General features: G+C 43.1%; 15 protein-coding genes. 7 read left to right on the top strand and 8 right to left on the bottom strand.

The annotated features are described in order from the left end of the window. The first annotated feature begins 83 nt into the window (after positions 1-83). Both ACLOAU_RS16695 and ACLOAU_RS16690 read left to right on the top strand, forming a co-directional pair. The gene (locus tag ACLOAU_RS16695) at positions 84-689 is read left to right on the top strand and encodes a helix-turn-helix domain-containing protein (protein WP_427863040.1); all 606 of its coding nucleotides are present in this window, start codon (positions 84-86) and stop codon (positions 687-689) included. Further along, complete coding sequence (locus ACLOAU_RS16690) at positions 686-1,162, top strand: hypothetical protein (protein ID WP_427863039.1); 477 nt, start codon at positions 686-688, stop codon at positions 1,160-1,162. Before ACLOAU_RS16695 ends, ACLOAU_RS16690 begins: the two co-directional genes overlap by 4 nt. Positions 1,163-2,006: 844 nt before the next feature. Here the strand turns inward: ACLOAU_RS16690 and ACLOAU_RS16685 are convergent. The 4 genes from ACLOAU_RS16685 to ACLOAU_RS16670 all read right to left on the bottom strand — a co-directional run bounded on the left by ACLOAU_RS16685 (position 2,007) and on the right by ACLOAU_RS16670 (position 7,075). Continuing rightward, positions 2,007-3,392, bottom strand: coding sequence for a S41 family peptidase (locus tag ACLOAU_RS16685; RefSeq protein WP_427863038.1), 1,386 nt, complete (start codon positions 3,390-3,392; stop codon positions 2,007-2,009). Between the two features lie 539 nt (positions 3,393-3,931). After that, a complete protein-coding gene (locus ACLOAU_RS16680) occupies positions 3,932-4,654 on the bottom strand; it encodes a hypothetical protein (RefSeq protein WP_427863037.1) in 723 nt (240 codons plus the stop codon). A gap of 487 nt (positions 4,655-5,141) precedes the next feature. After that, positions 5,142-6,425: an ATP-binding protein gene (locus ACLOAU_RS16675; RefSeq protein WP_427863036.1), complete on the bottom strand. Its 1,284-nt coding sequence runs from the start codon at positions 6,423-6,425 to the stop codon at positions 5,142-5,144. Between the two features lie 53 nt (positions 6,426-6,478). After that, a complete protein-coding gene (locus ACLOAU_RS16670) occupies positions 6,479-7,075 on the bottom strand; it encodes an alpha-ketoglutarate-dependent dioxygenase AlkB family protein (protein ID WP_427863035.1) in 597 nt (198 codons plus the stop codon). A gap of 244 nt (positions 7,076-7,319) precedes the next feature. On the opposite strand from ACLOAU_RS16670, the gene ACLOAU_RS16665 reads away from it, so the two are divergent. Then, positions 7,320-7,811 carry a MarR family winged helix-turn-helix transcriptional regulator gene (locus tag ACLOAU_RS16665; RefSeq protein ID WP_427863034.1) on the top strand — a complete coding sequence of 164 codons (492 nt, stop codon included), beginning with the start codon at positions 7,320-7,322 and terminating at the stop codon, positions 7,809-7,811. 336 nt (positions 7,812-8,147) lie between these two features. After that, a complete protein-coding gene (arr, locus tag ACLOAU_RS16660; protein ID WP_427864299.1) occupies positions 8,148-8,561 on the top strand; it encodes an NAD(+)--rifampin ADP-ribosyltransferase in 414 nt (137 codons plus the stop codon). 98 nt (positions 8,562-8,659) lie between these two features. Here the strand turns inward: arr and ACLOAU_RS16655 are convergent, their stop codons facing one another. Beyond that, entirely contained in the window at positions 8,660-10,009 is a 1,350-nt protein-coding gene (locus ACLOAU_RS16655; protein ID WP_427863033.1) for a hypothetical protein, read from the bottom strand. Between the two features lie 333 nt (positions 10,010-10,342). Here ACLOAU_RS16655 and ACLOAU_RS16650 point away from each other — a divergent pair, with 333 nt between their 5' ends. Beyond that, complete coding sequence (locus tag ACLOAU_RS16650) at positions 10,343-11,356, top strand: MBL fold metallo-hydrolase (RefSeq protein ID WP_427863032.1); 1,014 nt, start codon at positions 10,343-10,345, stop codon at positions 11,354-11,356. A 507-nt stretch (positions 11,357-11,863) separates the two neighbouring features. Then, positions 11,864-12,463, top strand: a complete 600-nt coding sequence (locus ACLOAU_RS16645) for a DedA family protein (protein WP_427863031.1) — start codon at positions 11,864-11,866, stop codon at positions 12,461-12,463. Between the two features lies 1 nt (position 12,464). Here ACLOAU_RS16645 and ACLOAU_RS16640 read toward each other — a convergent pair whose 3' ends face one another. Further along, positions 12,465-13,856: an exonuclease domain-containing protein gene (locus ACLOAU_RS16640; RefSeq protein WP_427863030.1), complete on the bottom strand. Its 1,392-nt coding sequence runs from the start codon at positions 13,854-13,856 to the stop codon at positions 12,465-12,467. Positions 13,857-14,072: 216 nt separating this feature from the next. Further along, positions 14,073-14,198, bottom strand: coding sequence for a hypothetical protein (locus tag ACLOAU_RS16635; protein ID WP_427863029.1), 126 nt, complete (start codon positions 14,196-14,198; stop codon positions 14,073-14,075). Between the two features lie 268 nt (positions 14,199-14,466). On the opposite strand from ACLOAU_RS16635, the gene ACLOAU_RS16630 reads away from it, so the two are divergent. Beyond that, entirely contained in the window at positions 14,467-16,671 is a 2,205-nt protein-coding gene (locus ACLOAU_RS16630; protein WP_427863028.1) for a S41 family peptidase, read from the top strand. 166 nt (positions 16,672-16,837) lie between these two features. Here the strand turns inward: ACLOAU_RS16630 and ACLOAU_RS16625 are convergent, their stop codons facing one another. Further along, positions 16,838-17,872 (bottom strand): DUF1735 domain-containing protein, encoded by a 1,035-nt coding sequence (locus ACLOAU_RS16625; protein WP_427863027.1) that lies wholly within the window; start codon positions 17,870-17,872, stop codon positions 16,838-16,840. Positions 17,873-17,888 lie beyond the last annotated feature (16 nt).

Here is a 17,888-nt window from a genome sequence, read left to right as displayed (position 1 = left end):
GCCGCATCGTCTTCGTCTTAAAAAGTATCACCAGGCAACAGGTCAGCAATTATAGCCTGGGATTACATTTAAAATAATAAACTATGAAATCAGTAAGAAAACTACTGCACCTAAGCCAGCGCCAATACGCCATCTTAATCGGCGTATCGCAATCTACCATAGCCTTATATGAAAAAAGAGAACGTAAACTGCCCGGCGAAGCCTTTGATAAGGTATTAGCACTGCAATCGCAAATAGAACAATTAGATCTGTCGCCGTCTATCACCCCCCAACCTCTTACACATCAACAACAAGAACAGTTTTTAAAAGTAGAAGACCTGTTAGATACACAGATGCGTAGGGCTGCAGCCAAAGCTTTAAAATTGCAGCGCCGGTTGATGAAGATTAAGCAACAACAACAGCATTTTCTACAGCTGCAAAAATTGGCACGCCAGCTGAAAAAACAGTATGTAGCCGGCAGCTTGCACCGTAATTTGTTCGATAAAATAGATCGAAAGGCAACAATGGCGCTTGAATTTTACGGAGGGCCGATACAAATGATCCTCGCCTACAAAATAGGCATGCTCCTGGCCCGGGAGCAAATCGCCAAAAGCCTGTTATCGGGCAATAGCCTTCCTCTTAAGGATATGAGCGATAGCCTGGAAGAATATATTCAAAGTGATTTAAATCCTGTAAAACTCAACCAATGACACACTATTCATTACAACTATTGGTCGATACAACTTCCTGTGACGAGCTATTGGAAAAAACAGTTGACCAGCAACAATTACTGAGAGCGCAGCAAATTGAACTGGAAGCCGATATAAAGACATTTCGAACAAGTTTAAGAGATGTCGGGCAGCAACTGGATCGGGCTCTTAACCGACTCAAAATTTCAGAAGAGGTCATAAAAAAACTGGAGGAGGGGCCGGTAAAAGATGAATATATTTTGAACAGAACACACCAGGAACATACAGTCCTGCTATTAAAAGAACGTCAGGAAAAAAAGACGCCTCAACAACTATTATTAAAGGAATTACTATTGGAAAAAGTGATGCAGGAACTTGCTATACAGAAAGATTTCATTGCTGTTATCAGCGCCCATCGTATTGCTCTTCAAAATTTATTGCCACCGGACTCAAGCGGCAAAGATCCAGATACTGAAACAAGGGATGACTTTTGAACTCTATTCCTGTTTTTCACCAATAGGCCAAGCTGCAAGGAGCATGACTTCGCTTGTTGTATGCGTTTACCGGTAAACAGCAACGCTGTGTAAGAAGGCTCGTTGGCTAAAAACACCGCCGAAGGTATAGGGTTAATAGACAGTATTCGTGCCTGCCGGCTGGTCAGGTATTAGCTGCCAACTAAATAATGCCACGGATACACTAATAAAAAAATCGATAAAACACCAACGAAGGTAGAAGCCTCTTCCAACCGTCATCCCGACTAAGTGAAGTGCAACGAAACGCATGGAGGGATCTCCTGCTACGAAGGAAGGCCCCCGTTAGTGTTCCTCCCTACAGGCCAAGCCCATCATTTGTGTATTTGCAGCTAATAAATAATGTCACGAATACGCTATAAAAGAATCAATAAGCTATTACTTGTTATCGACCTTGTCGTGGTTAGCACAGGCCAAGGACAAAAAAGCGTCATTTGAAAGTTTGTTGGGGAGAAACATCAACGAAGGCGGAAGCCTCCTTCCAATCGTCATCCCGACTAAGTGAAGTGCAACGAAACGCATGGAGGGATCTCCTGCTACGAAGAGAGGCTCCCGTTAGTGTTCCTCACTACAGGCCAAGCCCATCATTTGTGCCTGCCGGCCGGTCATTCGTGTATTAGCGGCTAACTAAATAATGCCACAGATACACGAATAAAGAAATTAATAAGCTGCTATTTGTTTCTGATCTTTTTGGTCTTTTAAAAATGACTAAGCCCCAATGAGCATTACTTAAAAAGTTCGTTGATGAGAAACACCAACGAAGAGTGAAATTTTAAATAGGGATTGCCCGTAATGGTGCAGAACCTGCTTATGGTATGGCCCGGGCTTTACGGATGAGGGTATTGATATCACGCATCTGTGCATCTGTTAAAGGTAAATCCGGGTGCAGGTTATTATCAGGAGTTTTGCCTGCCGGTCTTATATGCTCTTTTACCCCAAAACGCACAAAGAGCTGCGTATGGGGAAGGTTGGTATAAAACATTTCTCCAAAACTGGTGGGATGGCCGTTAACAGGTGTTTGGCCCATCAGCGGAGCTATATTATTGTCTTTGACCAGCGTGGCGAAATTCATGGCGCTGGAGAATGTGGCGGCACCGATAACCACAACGGTTTTCCCTTTAAAAGGGTTGGGAACGCTTTCAGGAGTAATCCTGTCTGACGCAAAATGCAACACCTTACCTACCGGCTCCGCGGCATATGGTGCATTATCAAAACCCCAGGAACGAAGCAGCTTTAAATATTCATCGCTCCTTTTCCAGTTAGTTTGATAACTAAGATAGGGCTGGCGGTAAATATAACTAATGAGGTAATCACCTACAGCAGTGCTGCCGCCTTCATTACGACTAACATCAATGATCAGCCGATTAACACCATCCAGTTTTATTTGTTCAAAAATACCGTCAACGGTTGCCCTGATGGAGTCAACGGAATACTTGCCCTTTGGCTGTACGTCAAAGGAGCATGCATTGATATAGCCGGTAGTACCATGGCGGGTATAGGATACCCGCTCGGGGCATGCCGATACCTGCTGTGCGGCAAGAAAAGTCTCCCACTCTTTTAAACCAATACCCGGTACAGTGATTGCCTGGCCCGTTGCACCAGTGATGGTAAACTCGGTGGCCTGCGCATCGGCAGCCCAGGGATACAGGTAGCCAAACCGGTGTAAGGCAGTCGCCATTCGCTGGTCGGGATAGCCGGTGGTGGCAAGCGCACATTGGCGCAGCAGCTTTTCCAAAGGCATACCGTTTATACTAACCGGTTGCAACTCTTTATAGCTGGGAGGTGCATTGCCGAGCCAATAGCCGATACGATAGGTGTTGCCTTCCTTCTTTAATGTAAAAGGTGGGTATACCGGTTTGCTGCGGTAAATGGGATCCAGCAGTTCTGTTTTAAGATTCAGTTGCGCATGCTCATCAGAAAGCCGGGCCAATACGGGCCGTATTTTTTTAAAAAGATCTGTTGCGGTAGCCGAATCTTTCAATGAGGCGGAAATATGATTAAACAGGGAGTCGTATTGAACGGGCGTTAATTCGCTGTAGGGGTTTACATGCACGGTAGTGATAAGGTGCCGGAGATGGTTAAGATCTTCCTGCAGTTCAGCCGGGGAAAAAAGTGCGGGACTGGTTTGCGCATGGAGGGATAGGCCGGTAAAATGGATAACCGCCGTAAACATCAAACAAGTGATCGATCTCATATACCAGCAAACGCAGCATTATTAAAAATGTTACAGTTGCGTACTATCTTTAGTTGATACGCCGGTAAGCGGTGGTAGTATCAGCCAGGCTTAAACAAGGCACTTATTGGGTAAGGTTCTATGGATGTTATCCATACCGGCAGATACAGCAGGTATTTGCGGCTAATAAATAATGCCACGAATACACTAATAAAGAAATCAATAAGCTACTCTATTTCTTATCGGCCTACCTGTTGCACAGGCTAAGGACAAAAAGCGTCATTTGATAAGGTCGTTGGTGAAAAACACCAACGAAGGTGGAAGCCTCTTCCCTATCGTCATCCCGACTAAAGTGAAGTGCAACGAAACGCATGGAGGGATCTCCTGCTACGCAGGAGGCTCCCGTTAGTGTTCCTCCCTACAGGCCAAGCCCATCATTTGTGCCTGCCGGCCGGTCAGGCAGGTGTTTGTGGCTAATTAATAATGCCACGAATACACTAATAAAGAGATCGATAAAACACCAACGAAGGGTAAAAAATTTGCCTTTGTTTAGTTTTAGATCAATTCTTCTTCAAAATTTTAAATAAGATAAATGGCACCAGCACCATTAAGCCCAAACACCAATAAGTGAGCGGTTGGTTTTTGCCATTGCCTGCAAAAAAGTAAATCATCAATCCCAAAATAACAACGGGCAAAAACAGGAGGAGTTTGCGCAGGTAAAACCTGTTTTCTGATTCTAAATTTTCATGGTACGCTTCCTCATTTTCCAGAAGATGCGGAAAGTGAGCAGATAGAAACGCCCTGATTTCTTTCAAATCATTTTGATTCAACTCCCTCGGACGAATGATATCATTCCCGATACTGATAAGTAAATGATTCCCTTTGAAAATGATTGATTGTATAAATACTGCATCGTAGGCTTTAAGGAAATTTTTAGGATCGAGCGCATACCCTTTGTAGTCAGCGTCGTTGGTGGAAAGACATTTTAATTTCTTACTATCCAGGTAAAACAATTCAACTGATTCCCGGGCTTTTATTTCTTTAAAAGAAGATGTCAAAAATAAACCCAATGATAAACCAACCGCCGTTAACAACACTTCGATAAAAGAAAAATCAAAAATATAGCTCAGTGAAATAATGCCCAACAAACCAATTATTGCAAGAACTCCCCATTTAACCTTCAATACTCTATTAAATAAATAAATTACAATGATAATCCCAACCGCCCCAATGCCCTGCCGCCAATTTAAAATGGCTCCCATTACTCCCAATAAAAAAAGCATGATCAACATTATGAATGAAAATACATTGCTTTTTGTCCCGAAATTTTTCCTGGTAATTGAAACTGAAATTTTATTTGCCAAAATAAAGTTGCTCTAAGTTAGGTTCGAAATCATGCTGCATCATAAGTTCATATCGTATTCCCGGTTCTACAGACAAATTTGTATAAAAATTAAAGTACCTTTTCACATAAAAATTTTTCACCGTTAACGATTAATTCTTGGCATAAAAGTAGTTAAACCAATTTAAATCCTTTTGACCCTGTTGGTGTTTTCAGGAAAAGACAATAGGCGTCACCCCAAAAGGTTCGTTGGTGAAAACACCAACGAAGGAGAAGGGTCGCACATTACGAAGCGAGAGTCGGCTTGCATTGGAGATTTCTCCGTGCGCTTCACTTTGTTTCGCTTAGTCGAAATGACGGCTTGCGTGGAGGTCAAACTAAGCATTGTCTCAGAATGTTCGTTAACGATGGCGAACAAAGTACTGGGGCTACATGGCCACAGCGGGCTTCTTTAAAACCATGCGCAAAGCATGCTGCTCTTCAACGGAAAGTTTTATGGTTTGTGCCAGCAGATGGGCAATCTGCTGCCGTTTATTGCTTTTCAGCAAAAGGTGAATAAAACCGATGCTCATTTTTTGCTGCTCCCTGCCCAGGGCCATAAACAGCCGGGGCTCAATGGTGTAAATAGCTTTGAGCACATTTATAAGGTCAGCCTTTGCCTCCTGTTCTTCTTCTGTAAAGGTTGGCAGGAGACCTGTTTTTTCAAAGCCGGCTATAAGTCCGTCTGCTGCCTGTAGTTTTACAAAGTCCTTTTGCTTCCCGCCTACCAGATCATGCAGGCGGTGCTGCAGCATTTTAAATACAGGTGAGTGCCTGGAATGTATATCAAAAAGATTCAGGCTTTGCTCTTTATCGTTTCCGTTGAAACTATCAAAGAAGGCAGACTCCACGTAAACACTATGATAAAAACCAATGGCATTATTGTTAAACGAAGTCAGCTCTTTCACTACTTCCCTCTGTCTGCTGTCTAAGAAATAAAAATAGAACTTGTCACCAATTTTTTGTACCCATCTTATAAAGGTGGCTTTAAAAATGGTTTCGGTGTCATCTTCCACTATGGGTACCAGAAACACTTCCTGCTGTGCCATTAAATGATCGTAGCTAACAGGCTGGCCATTGATATAAATAGTGACCCCCTTATCCTTATTCAAAAAAAGAAACCAGCCAAACTCCTGGCCCAGGAAATTGATAAATGCGGGAGACGAGAAGGAATAAGCCGTCACATCAAACAAATCATGAAAACTCACCCTGGTACCTGTAGCAGATGCCCCGGATATAACGGGCTCTCCAAATTCAAACCGGTCTTTAGAGCTGCTTTTTACCGTAATGGTGTATTGCAGTATATGACCTGATTGAGGATCGCGGTAACGGGTTTCCCAGCTGGTACGGCCACTGAATGCTGCAAAGGAAAACCGGCCTTTTCCCTTATTACCTTTTAAACGGGATGAAGTTTTTTGAAAACCGGCTCTCTTCATAGAGTCCATAAAACTGCCAAAGCTCTCGTCAATGGTAGCCCTGTTAATGCCTTCGCCATTATCAGTAACCGATAAGGAGCTGATATAATCGAGCTCGTTACTCTCAAAATCAATATGAATGGAAGTGGCGCCGGCGTCAAAGCCATTCCATATAAATTCGGCAATGGCCTGCATATAATCGGCGGTTAAACCGGCCGAATCGATGCCTGTATTATTTACACTAACCTTCTTTTCCATTAATATCTTTTTTATTGAACTATATCAAAAAAAGCAACGCTCAGGATATGCGCTTACTTGTCCATTACTTTTCTAAAAGTCATATTAATACGGGCCCTCATCGGGAAAGTAGATTTGGCAATACGGTGTTCCCATTTTTTTTGAAGATCGGGCTGCATGAGCAGCAAAGAACCATGCTGCAACAATATAGCATGCTTTTTAGTATGATCCTGCTGATGCCGGAAGTCGAACATGCGCTCCTGCCCTACGCTGAGCGAAGCAATAGCTGTTTTAACACCGGGAATAGTATCCCTGTCGGCATGCCAGGCAACAGAATCGTTACCATCCCTGTAATAATTCAGCAAAACACCCTGAAACTGTTCCCCGCTGAAACGTTCTATGCGCTCTTTTAAGTTGTACAGCTCAGGCAGCCATGGCAGAGGCTGTGTTTTACCTCCATCGTTTCTTGCATCTCCATACCAGGCCGAAAGACGCGGCGTTACCACCTCGCGGTCGTACATCACCTCTCTGTGCTGTTGCCAGGGAACTGTTTGTAATAATAAGCGGAGCAGATCATTGCCTTCTTCGGGGCTGATAAAACCCGGTATATAAGACAATAAATCCAGGGGTAAATCAAACTGATCCGTATCGTCAAATAATTTTTGCTGCATGAAAGGCCTGTTAAATATGAAACGCATTAGGTATATGTAAAAACTACACCCAATAAACACATTATCACGCAAGGTATTTCTAAAACCCGACAATCACAAATAATTTAGTAATTATTTGCTAAATAAATTAGTTTACCAGGCTGCTTCATTGAGATTCAATAGTTCATTAAAAAACACGAACGAAGGCTTGAAATTGCGATTAAATAAATATCTTTGTTGCTAAGATAATTAATTAATAAGATAAATGAGTGATTCTTTAATTGCAGCGCTACATCGGCTCAGCCAGCTGTATGCCTATACTTCTTTACAGATGCATGAAATGATGGCGGCGCAGGCGGGTCTTTCGGGCACTGACCAAAAGTACCTGGGATTTTTTATTACCAAAGGCACCATGACGGCCGGTGAACTGGCCAGCCTGACCGGCCTTACTACCGGTGCTGTTACGGGGCTGATAGACCGGTTTGAAAAGAAGAAGCTGGTTAGCCGGCAATTTGATACCACCGACAGGCGAAAAGTGCTGATTGTACCAGACAAACCTAAAATAACAGCCTTGCTGAAACCCTTATATCAATCGTTCAGCAACGAGTCGCAACAGCTGATTGCCTCTTTTTCTGATAAAGAAAAAAAGATCATTGCTGGTTATTTTGAAAAAGCCATTGCGCTTATGACTGCCACTACTGAAGGCATGAGCGGCAGCCCGATCAAAAAAATAAAATCATCAACCCCATCTAAATAATCAACAATGGAATTCAGTCCTAACAATCCCGTTATTCAACGCTGCATGCAGGCCATGGCTGCCCAGGCAAAAGGCCAGCCCGAAGAAGCAGCTGCACTGTTTGTGCAGGCATGGCATGAAGCTGCCTACGATTTTGAAAAGTTTATAGTGGCTCATTTGAAAGGCCGCCAGGAGCAGGAAACCCGAGAACAATTAAAATGGTTTGATAAAGCTTTGGAAGCTGCAGAGAAAACCGGTAGCATTTCCGTACAAACTGCATTGCCGTCTTTATACCGGGACATGGCGCGGTGTTATGAAGCCCTGGGAGATAAAGACAAAGCGAAGGTTAACGAAGAACTGGCCGACACCCTCAAAAGCCAGCTAAAAGATGAGGGCCCCTTTTATCATGGTACCAAAGCTGACTTACAAACCGGCGATTCGCTGGTAGCCGGTGGCCGGTCGAATTACCAGGCGGAAATAGTTATGAACCATATTTATTTTACCGCATTGATGGATGGTGCCGGGCTGGCTGCTGCCCTGGCCCAGGGCGATGGCGCCGAACGCGTATACATAGTTGAGCCTACGGGCAGTTTTGAGGATGATCCGAATGTTACGGACAAAAAATTTCCGGGTAACCCTACCCGGTCCTATCGCAGCACTGCTCCCTTAAAAATAATTGGAGAGGTTATCAATTGGGAAAAACTAACCAACGCTGAAAAAGAAGAATGGAACGAAAAACTGGCTAAAAATAAAGGGGAAATTATTAACTAAAAAGCGCAATAGTGCAGAGTTAAATAACTCCATACTATTGCGCCCTTATTTTATCCACCATTACCCACATTTATAAAATAAGCATCCGGTGCATACCATCAGTTATTGACCACTGCATGTACCACTTTTGAAAAAGAGCTGGTACCATCTTTATCTACCTGTGCAATACGTATAAATATTTTTTGATCTGCGGTACTATCCGGCGCCTTAATGCTTTTAGTGCAGGATGTGATGGTAAGTGCAGGTAGAAATATACAGGCACTTACCAGGAAAAGTATTGACTTTCTTTTTTGCAGGCGCAGCAGTAAAACACCTCCCAGCAGGGTTAAAATGCCAAAACCTGATAGTAGCAAAGAGCCATTGGCATCCGCTATAAATTGATAGCTGAGCGGCTCTGAGGAGTTTCCATTGTTGCCCTTTGAAGAAACAGTGCCCAATTTGATAAAGTCCACCCCGTTTGATGAACCCTGCACTTCAAAATAAGCATTGTTATTTTCGGATACGGTGCTCCAGTCTACTATCAACTTACTATTTTTCAGCTCTGCTTTCAGTCCGTTAAATACTACCGGTAGCACTACATTGCCGGTGAAATTGGCCAGCGTAATGGTTGTAGTGGGAGTGGTTACCGCATCCCAGTTGGAAGGATTATTCATCCTCGCTATGATCTCTGCGCGCGATCCGCTTAAGGCCCCTGTATACTTTGCATAGTTTTCGTTAGTGCCTGCAGCACCTAAAGAAATACAGTTGGCGCCATTGGTCAATCCCGGTGGAACGGTAGACTCCTGAACCGAAGTAATCCCATCTACTCTTCCGTCCTGTGTCCCTGATGTCCATTTTGTAACCGAATTAATGGTGGCACTATTATAATCTGTAGTAATACCGGTAATAAAGTTGATATCGGTTAACGGTAAATTAGCGTCGTTTATCTGCGTAAAAGTTTTGGAGGGTGATTTTGTCTGAAAGATTAGTAACGGGTCGCCACCTGAGCTCATATTGAACGTAGCAGATGGAGCAACAGAACCTGCAAATTCTGATGTTATCGTAACTGTAGCACCGGCCGCAGTACGCATATTGGCAACCAAACCGCCTGTAGTTTGCGGTGAAACAACGCTTACGATTGCACCCGGTAAAAGATCTTGCCCGGTGCTGTTGCCCACGGTCCATTTAATATAACCTTCCGGAGCTAAACCCCAACCTGTGGTACCGTCTACTCCCATTTCTGTGATGTAAATCACCGTTCCTCTTGATATACGATTTAGCGTAACAAAAGAAAAGCCGGCATTGGATGCACTTACCCTGTAATAACCCACAAAACAAATGTCGCCGGGGTTAAGCGCTGTTTGTGCCTTTACATCGTTCAACCACAACAAAGAAAAAACGGCAAAGGTTAGTAAATACGACTTAGCTCGCCTGGCCTTTAAGGCGGCTTTAAAATTAGTTTTAATCATTAGAAGGATTGGGCTAGCTTTGGCTCGGTTCAGAGGGTTAACCCGGTGCAATATACTTAATTTAACCTGATAAAAATGAATCAGTTAGCGTAAATAATGGATGATAAATCTGTTTTCCTTTTGTTAAGTGCCCGGCTGCCCTTATTTTGTTACGTTTTAGAGATATTTATTCCTGACCTGCAGCAGCATTTTGATTTTAATAACCCTCACTTCCACCCGGAATTTTAGCAGCTTTTAATATATTATCAGGGTTTAATATTTATATTGTAATATGGTGTATCGAACTATGGGGCCGGCGCCCCTTTGATAGTGATGTAATTAAAAAGGTAAAATATGTTCCCTGAAAGAAAACTTCCTGCTATTACAAGCTTTATTAATAACCCAGCATTAAAAACAGTAATGGATAATTGGAGCGGCACTCCTGTAGATCAATCGGGCCGGTTTATTAACCTGGACGGACCTACCGTTTTAAGTATGGGGATGATCCTGAAGCATTTTGTTGAAAGGAACCCGCAACGGGACATGAAAAAAAAGGACACCTGGCGGATTCCCGTTTTAACTGATGATAACTGGTTGAACGATGAAGCGGATAAAATTGTATGGCTGGGCCACGCGAGCTTTTTTATACAGATGGCGGGCCTGCGTATGATCACCGATCCGGTTTTTGGCCGGCTACCTATGGTTGAACGTCACTCTCCCCTGCCGGTTGATCCGGGTAAATTGGTAAACATAGATTATATCCTGGTTACTCATGCTCATTATGATCACTGTGATAAGAAAAGCCTGCAATTGTTGTCGGCCAATAATCCACAGGCCCATATACTATGCGGATTGAACCTGGATCGGTTGATCGGCAAATGGATTAACAACCCGGTTCATACAGCAGGCTGGTACCAGCAGTATGATAATACCGGCGGGGTGAAAATTACTTTCGTACCGTCGAGGCATTGGGCCAACCGCGGTTTATCGGATGCCAATACCACTCTGTGGGGCGGCTTTGTTATGGAGAAAGCGGATGGCTGCATTTACTTTAGCGGCGACTCGGGTTATGGCTCGCATTACAAAGCTATCGGACATTTGTTTCCCCGTATCGATGTAGCGCTATTAGGAGCAGGAGCTTATGCACCTGCCTGGTTTATGGGAAAAAACCACCAGGATCCGTACCAGGCCCTGCAAGCTTTCAGGGATACCGGGGCACAACTTTTTATTCCTTTCCATTATGGCACATTCGATATGGCCGATGAGCCCATGGGTGAAACAGAACAAATACTGAACCGTCTGAAAGCGGAGGGAAAAATTAATAATGAACTTAAAATTTTAAAGCTCGGCGAAGCATTACCGGTATAAAGCTATCGCCTGTTAGAATACTTCTCGTGTGTAAATCAAATTTTCGCTTATGCTATACTTTCTTTGTAGATTTTTTCGAGTCTGTTGGAAAATCTCCGGGGCGATCGCATCAAATCTGCTTTGTTTGAAATAAAATATATCACTGCTATGCAGCTCCGGTAGCTAACGAATTATTGTGGCCTCTATTAATACGATGCCGCTACGCGGCAATGAGCACGATAATAACAGCAGCGTAGCTGCAATATATTAGTAAAACAATACTCATAAAGACAGTAGAGCTGCATCGCAGCGATATATTAATGATTGATGCCTCTGTACCAGGAGAATCTCTACTATTTAGAAGATAGTTCCACTTCGGACCGCATAACTTTAGCGAAAATTTGAATTGCACCTACTTCCCTGCACTGCATTAAAACGGTGCAGATACTGTTTCTATTAAGCGAATGCAGTAGCTTAGCGGGGGTATACTTTTGTATAACATGTTATTAATACAATGCCTGGAATATTATGGACGCTGAATCAATCATCAGATATGGAGGACTGGTAGTGGTATGCCTTTTGGTATTTTGTTCCATAGGTTTATTTTTCTGTTTCTTTTTGCCTGTTGGCGCGGTATTATTTACAGTTGGATTACTTTCTGCAAAAGAAGACCTGTTGCCATCCCTGCCGGTTGTTTGCCTGTTGCTGATTGCATCGGCTGTAGCGGGCAGCATTACCGGTTATGGTATCGGGCGCAGCACCGGCAAGTTCTTTTATTCAAGAAAGGAATCCCGTTTCTTTCGCCGCAGTTACCTAAGCTCTACAGAAGCTTTTTATAAAAAGCACGGATCGATGGCCATAGCAGGCAGTTATTTTTTACCCATCGTTCGCACTTTTGCCCCTGTTTTGGCAGGCATCATCAAAGTAAAGATTCAACGGTTCATTATATTGAGCACCATGGGATCAGCCGGTTTTACATTGACATTTGTTTTAACCGGATACTTAATGGGCAGTGTTCCTTTTTTACAACCCTGGCTGAAGTATATTATTGGAGTATTTGTTCTTGTAGTAACGATACCACTTATCATAAAAGTGATCAAAACCATGAGAAAGCCCGCTGACTCTTAAGTCAATCCCATTCAGCGGTGACCGGCTTGCCTGTGATGGGTACCACTTTACGCGGATATTTACATACGTAGGAAATGATCAGCTGCATAATATAGTGATCGCCTGTATAACGGGTAAGACTGTCCCTTACATCATACAAAGAATAAATGTCTGCGTTATTGTCAATATATCCCATTCCATAAAACTGCCCGTTCTCTACCCAAACACAACTTTTTTCACCGGCGTTTCTGCCCTTATCGATAATATAAAATCCCTGCTCATCTTCCTTTAGAAAAGAGAGCGCCCGTTCAACTTTTTGATTGTAAATATCCGGCGATTGATTGGCCGTACATAACAGATCTTTTTTCTTATCTACCAGGTCGCACAATTCGCAGCTGTTTAAGCGGCATAGCGAAGCACATAAGCCAAAACGCCTGGATAGCTCACGCAATTTGTTCATGCCTCCCTGCCGCGTAGTGAATACCTGGACAGGCAGCCACCCTTTTTTTGATTTGGCGATGGTCATCCTTTGATAGCCATTCTCATCTTCATAAACAAAAAGCCCAGCCTTTGCTTCATACTTTTTCAGGGCGGTATTATACTTTGGATAAATTCTTTTGATCTCCAGCACTTCGAGTATCAGAGCCATTAGTTCGGTTCCGCAGGCTTCATAACTGATGCGTGCTACTTTTTTGGCAAATCTGGAGCCCTTGCGGTTAGGACTATGGATGGCAAAATGCTGTGCCACCCTCTTTTTCAGATCCCTGGCCTTGCCGATGTAAATGACGTCTCCGCTGTCATTATAAAAATAATAAACGCCGGGCGTGTTAGGCAACTGGTCAAAATCGTTTCGGAGCGCTGCGGGTAGTTCCCTTTCTTCAGCCACTTCATTTAACATAGCCGGAATAACCCCGTCAAGGTCCCATGCCAGCAGTTTTGAAAACAGCAGGGTTGTGGCATCTGCATCGCCGCCCGCCCTGTGCCGGCTTGCCATGCTGATATCCAACGAATCGCATAAATTGCCCAGGCTGTACGAAGGCAGGCCGGGCCTGATCTTCCGGCTCATTCTGATCGTGCACAATTTGGGAGCCGTATACTGGTACCCCGCGCTACCCAGGTGATGTTTCAGAAAGGAATAATCGAAGTTGACATTATGCGCCACAAAGGTTCTGCCTTCCAGCATAGCAAACACTTCCCTGGCAACGCCGCCAAAAGGAAGGCAATTTTCAACCATGGCATCGTCAATACCGGTGAGCGATGCAACATAGGGAGGTATGGCATGATGAGGCTTTACCAGCGTTTCATAACTGTCAATAATACGGTTGCCATCAAAAATACGTATTGCAATTTCGGTAATGCTGCCCGAACTTGCATTGCCCCCTGTAGTTTCAATATCTACAATTGCATACTCCATAATTATCGCTCAAAAATTTAGCAAATTTATACTAAATTAATTTGCAGATAAAATGATTTATCAGGCAGCAACCTGGGAGCCCGGCTTTATCGGGCAGCCTGATTCAATGGATAGCAGGTAAAGCACCAGTCATTCATTGAGTAGTCCGGTGGTTGATAACAATTTCTTACTATTCTTTTAAGTTACTCCAACCAAAACTCCCTCTGTGTAAATTTGTTAGCTCACTTGTTCACTGGCGAAATCGAAACCGGCAACGCCGTTACCATTGATTTGAATGGTTGTGATTTCCGGAGCAACCCATTGCTTTTTTACTGCCGGCACATTATTGTTTAGAGGTTTCATGTGTAAGGGGCTTTAATGAGGAACAAACTTATCATTTTCAGCCAGCACTTCCAATTGTAACAATGATTTTTTATAGGATGCTTATTGTGATGGCATCCCAAGCATTAAGAAAATATTGGCTAACTATCAATGCCAGGCTTTTAGATATATCAATATCTTTATTATTGTAAATACATAAGCTGCACAAGTAGATGGATAGGTGAACAGCACTTGTTTTACAAGCTAGCCTGACGGTAATGAACTGTATTGACTAACCAACTTACATACTATGAGATCATTTTTATTTATCCTGTTGTTTGCCTGCACTCTTTTTTCATGTAAATCGCCCCGGCAATCAGGCGGCTATAACCTAGGCTTTGAAGATATTTACAAAGATTCCGCTATCGGCTGGAAGGGGAATAGTATCAATGATAGTACTATCTATACTGCGAAACTGGATTCTAAAATATTTCGATCGGGGGCCTACTCTGCTTCCATTGCATTCGACGGCGGAAAGCCGCATTTCAGTACCTGGGTACGCTCTATAACAAAAAAGTACGCAGGCGATAGTATTACTTTTTCAGGATTTATAAAAACCGAAAATGTAACGGATGGCTATGCCGGCTTATGGATGCGCATTGATCCGCAAATAGCTTTTGACTATATGGACCAGCGAGGCGTAAAAGGCACCACCGATTGGACCGAGTACAGGATAACACTTCCTTTGGATCCGGAAAAAACGGATAAGATTTTTTTTGGCGGCATGTTGGTCGGCAAAGGAAAAATGTGGCTGGATGATCTTAAAATATCTATTGATGGAAAAGATATTTCAGAATTGCAACCTATGATAACTGCTCCTGCCGAAGAAGATCGTGAATTTGACAGCGGGTCGTTGGTAAAGATAAATGATAACGATAGCAATACCATTCACACTTTATATCAAATGGGTCTGGTATGGGGCTATTTAAAATATCATCATCCGAATGTAATTAAAGGCGATTATAACTGGGACTATGAATTGTTTAGAGTATTGCCTGAATTGTTAAAGGCTCCGGCCGGTAATAAAGATGATGTTTTCCTGAATTGGATTGATACACTGGGTAAGGTGCCCAAAGCCACCCCAAAAACGGCCACCGATAGTATGAAAGTAAAACCTGATTTAAGCTGGATTAAGCAGTCTGGCTTTTCGGAGAATCTCCAACGGGTATTGCTAAATCTGAGTAAAGTAGAAAGCCCGGGTGCCGGCCAGTACTATGTAAGTAAAGCTCGTGCTTCTAATGTTCAGATAGAGCACGAACGCCCCTATATACAGATGCTTTATACAGACGATGGATACCGGATTTTAGCTTTATACCGCTACTGGAATATTATCCAGTATTTTTTCCCTTATAAAGGTGATATCGGAACCGATTGGAAAATAACCTTAAAGAAATTCATTCCAAAATTTCTGAGCGCAAAAAATGAATTGGCCTATAAGCTTGCCTTACTGGAGTTGGCTGGCCAAATACACGATTCACATGCTTTTTTTGACTATGATTACGCCATACATAACTTTTTGGGTGCCAGGCAATTGCCCGTCAGGCTTAAATTTATCAGTAACCAACCAGTTGTTACCGGCTTTTCAGACGAAACCCTTGCTCAAAAAAACGATCTTCAAATAGGCGATATACTGGTTAAAATAAACGGACAGCCGGTTGAAACTATTGTTAATAAGCTAAGACCCTATACACCCGCCTCAAACAATTGGACACAGTTAAGAGATATTGCAGGAAGTCTTACAAGAACCAATGATTCTATAATGAGTCTCGACATTATAAGAATGGGAAAACAACAGCACAAAACGGTATCAAGCTACAACCCGGGAATGTTTCAACCCAGGAAAGAATTCAGTATGCTAAATCTACCCTACAAATGGGTGGAAAATAATATTGGCTATATTGATCACGGAAAACTTAAAACCAGGGACCTCACAACAATTTTTGAAAAGTTTAAAGAAGCGAAGGGTATTATTATTGACTTAAGAAATTATCCATCAGATTACCTGGTATATACACTTCCGGAATTCCTGTTGCCCGAACTAAAACCATTTGTGAAAATCCTGGCGCCCGATATCCAAAGTCCCGGCTCGTTCTCCTATGCCGCTCCACTTAAAACAGGAAATGTCAGATCCGATTACTACCGGGGAAAAGTAGTGCTGTTAATTGATGAAACCACACAAAGTTCTTCGGAATATCATGCCATGGCTTACAGAACCACTCCTAACTGTGTGGTTATTGGAACACCTTCAGCCGGTGCAGACGGAAATGTTTCTGAGATTATGCTTCCCGGCTATGTAAAAACCAGGTTTAGCGGCACAGGGATATTTTATCCTGACGGAAGACCGACTCAACGAACTGGAATTATACCAGACATTACGGTAAAGCCCACTGTAGCAGGAATAATGGAGGGCCGGGATGAAGTACTGGAAAAAGCGAAAGAAGTGATACTGCAATAAAAGCAGCTGCAATCATTTACAGTCCATAAAAAATGCCCTGTTCAAGGCTTTACGATATAAGGCAATTAGCAGGTATCCAGAATAAAGAACGAACCTGGCCTTAAAAAAAATGGGATGCCAATTCAGACATCCCATTTCTTAAAAGCCTTTTGAATAAATATGATGGCTATTGCCGGATAAACACAAATTTGGAGGCGGTAATACCACCGGTGCCCAGGTTGGTACCGCCTGTACGGATTACCAGGTATACTTTACCCGTGGTAGGTGCTGTAAAGATGGGGCCCGATCCAACACATCCTACTTTGGATAACAGGTCATCAAATGCTGTTTTACCACAACCGGTCCAGGTATTTAAACCCATACGTACGCCCCCTTCGTTATAGTCTGCTCCTGTAACGGGCGCACCATAGCCAATATATACTTCAAACCAGGTATCGGTTGCGCCGGTTCCCTTTACATTAAAAGTGAACGAATATTTTCTGCCGGCCTGAACGTCTACAGCCTGGTAAATGCCAATGTGACCACCGCTGCCACCAGCAAAAACAAATGACCCGTTGGCTGCAGGTGTGGCGGTTACATTATCATTATTAGCAATCTTCAGTACCTGCCATGCATCGTTTAGAATCTGGTTTTTCGGAGGAATGATGGCATCCATTAAAGAATCTACATTAGCATAAACCACAATTTTGCTGCGGGCATCATTGATACTAAATTTCTCTGCCGATGCAATGGAGAGGCCGAGGGCGATATACTTACCCTGGTTGGCGCTCAAGGCCGACATTTTTATTTTGGGTAATACCATTCCCTTCATCACACCATCCTTATACTCAATTGTTGCCAATTCATCTAATGTATAATCAGCTGCAGCCAGCTTCACGGTATTTGCAGGTAATTTGCCCGCACCAATCAACTTATCCACCGCACTGTTATCTGCCTGTATTTTTACTGTAAAAGGGGCTAAATCTGTAAAGCCTCCGCGGTAGATGGCGGCGGCAATCATCACTGTTTTAGCCACCGTATCCTGTGCCCAGGTGCTTACACCATTAATACCTTTTGTACCAGAACTGTCTGCCAGCCCGAAATATACTTTCCCTGTTTCAGGCACTTTTTCGCCAATAATTGCATCCTGCTTACAACCGGTAAACAGCGCTGTTAGGGAGCATGCTATTCCTAAAAATGCTACTGAAAGCTTATTGTTCATAATAGTATCTTTTAAA

The organism is Paraniabella aurantiaca, assembly GCF_050309965.1.
Classification (GTDB): domain Bacteria; phylum Bacteroidota; class Bacteroidia; order Chitinophagales; family Chitinophagaceae; genus Niabella.
Note: the sequence above shows the minus strand (reverse complement) of the source record. Positions and strands in the feature narration are given on the sequence as shown.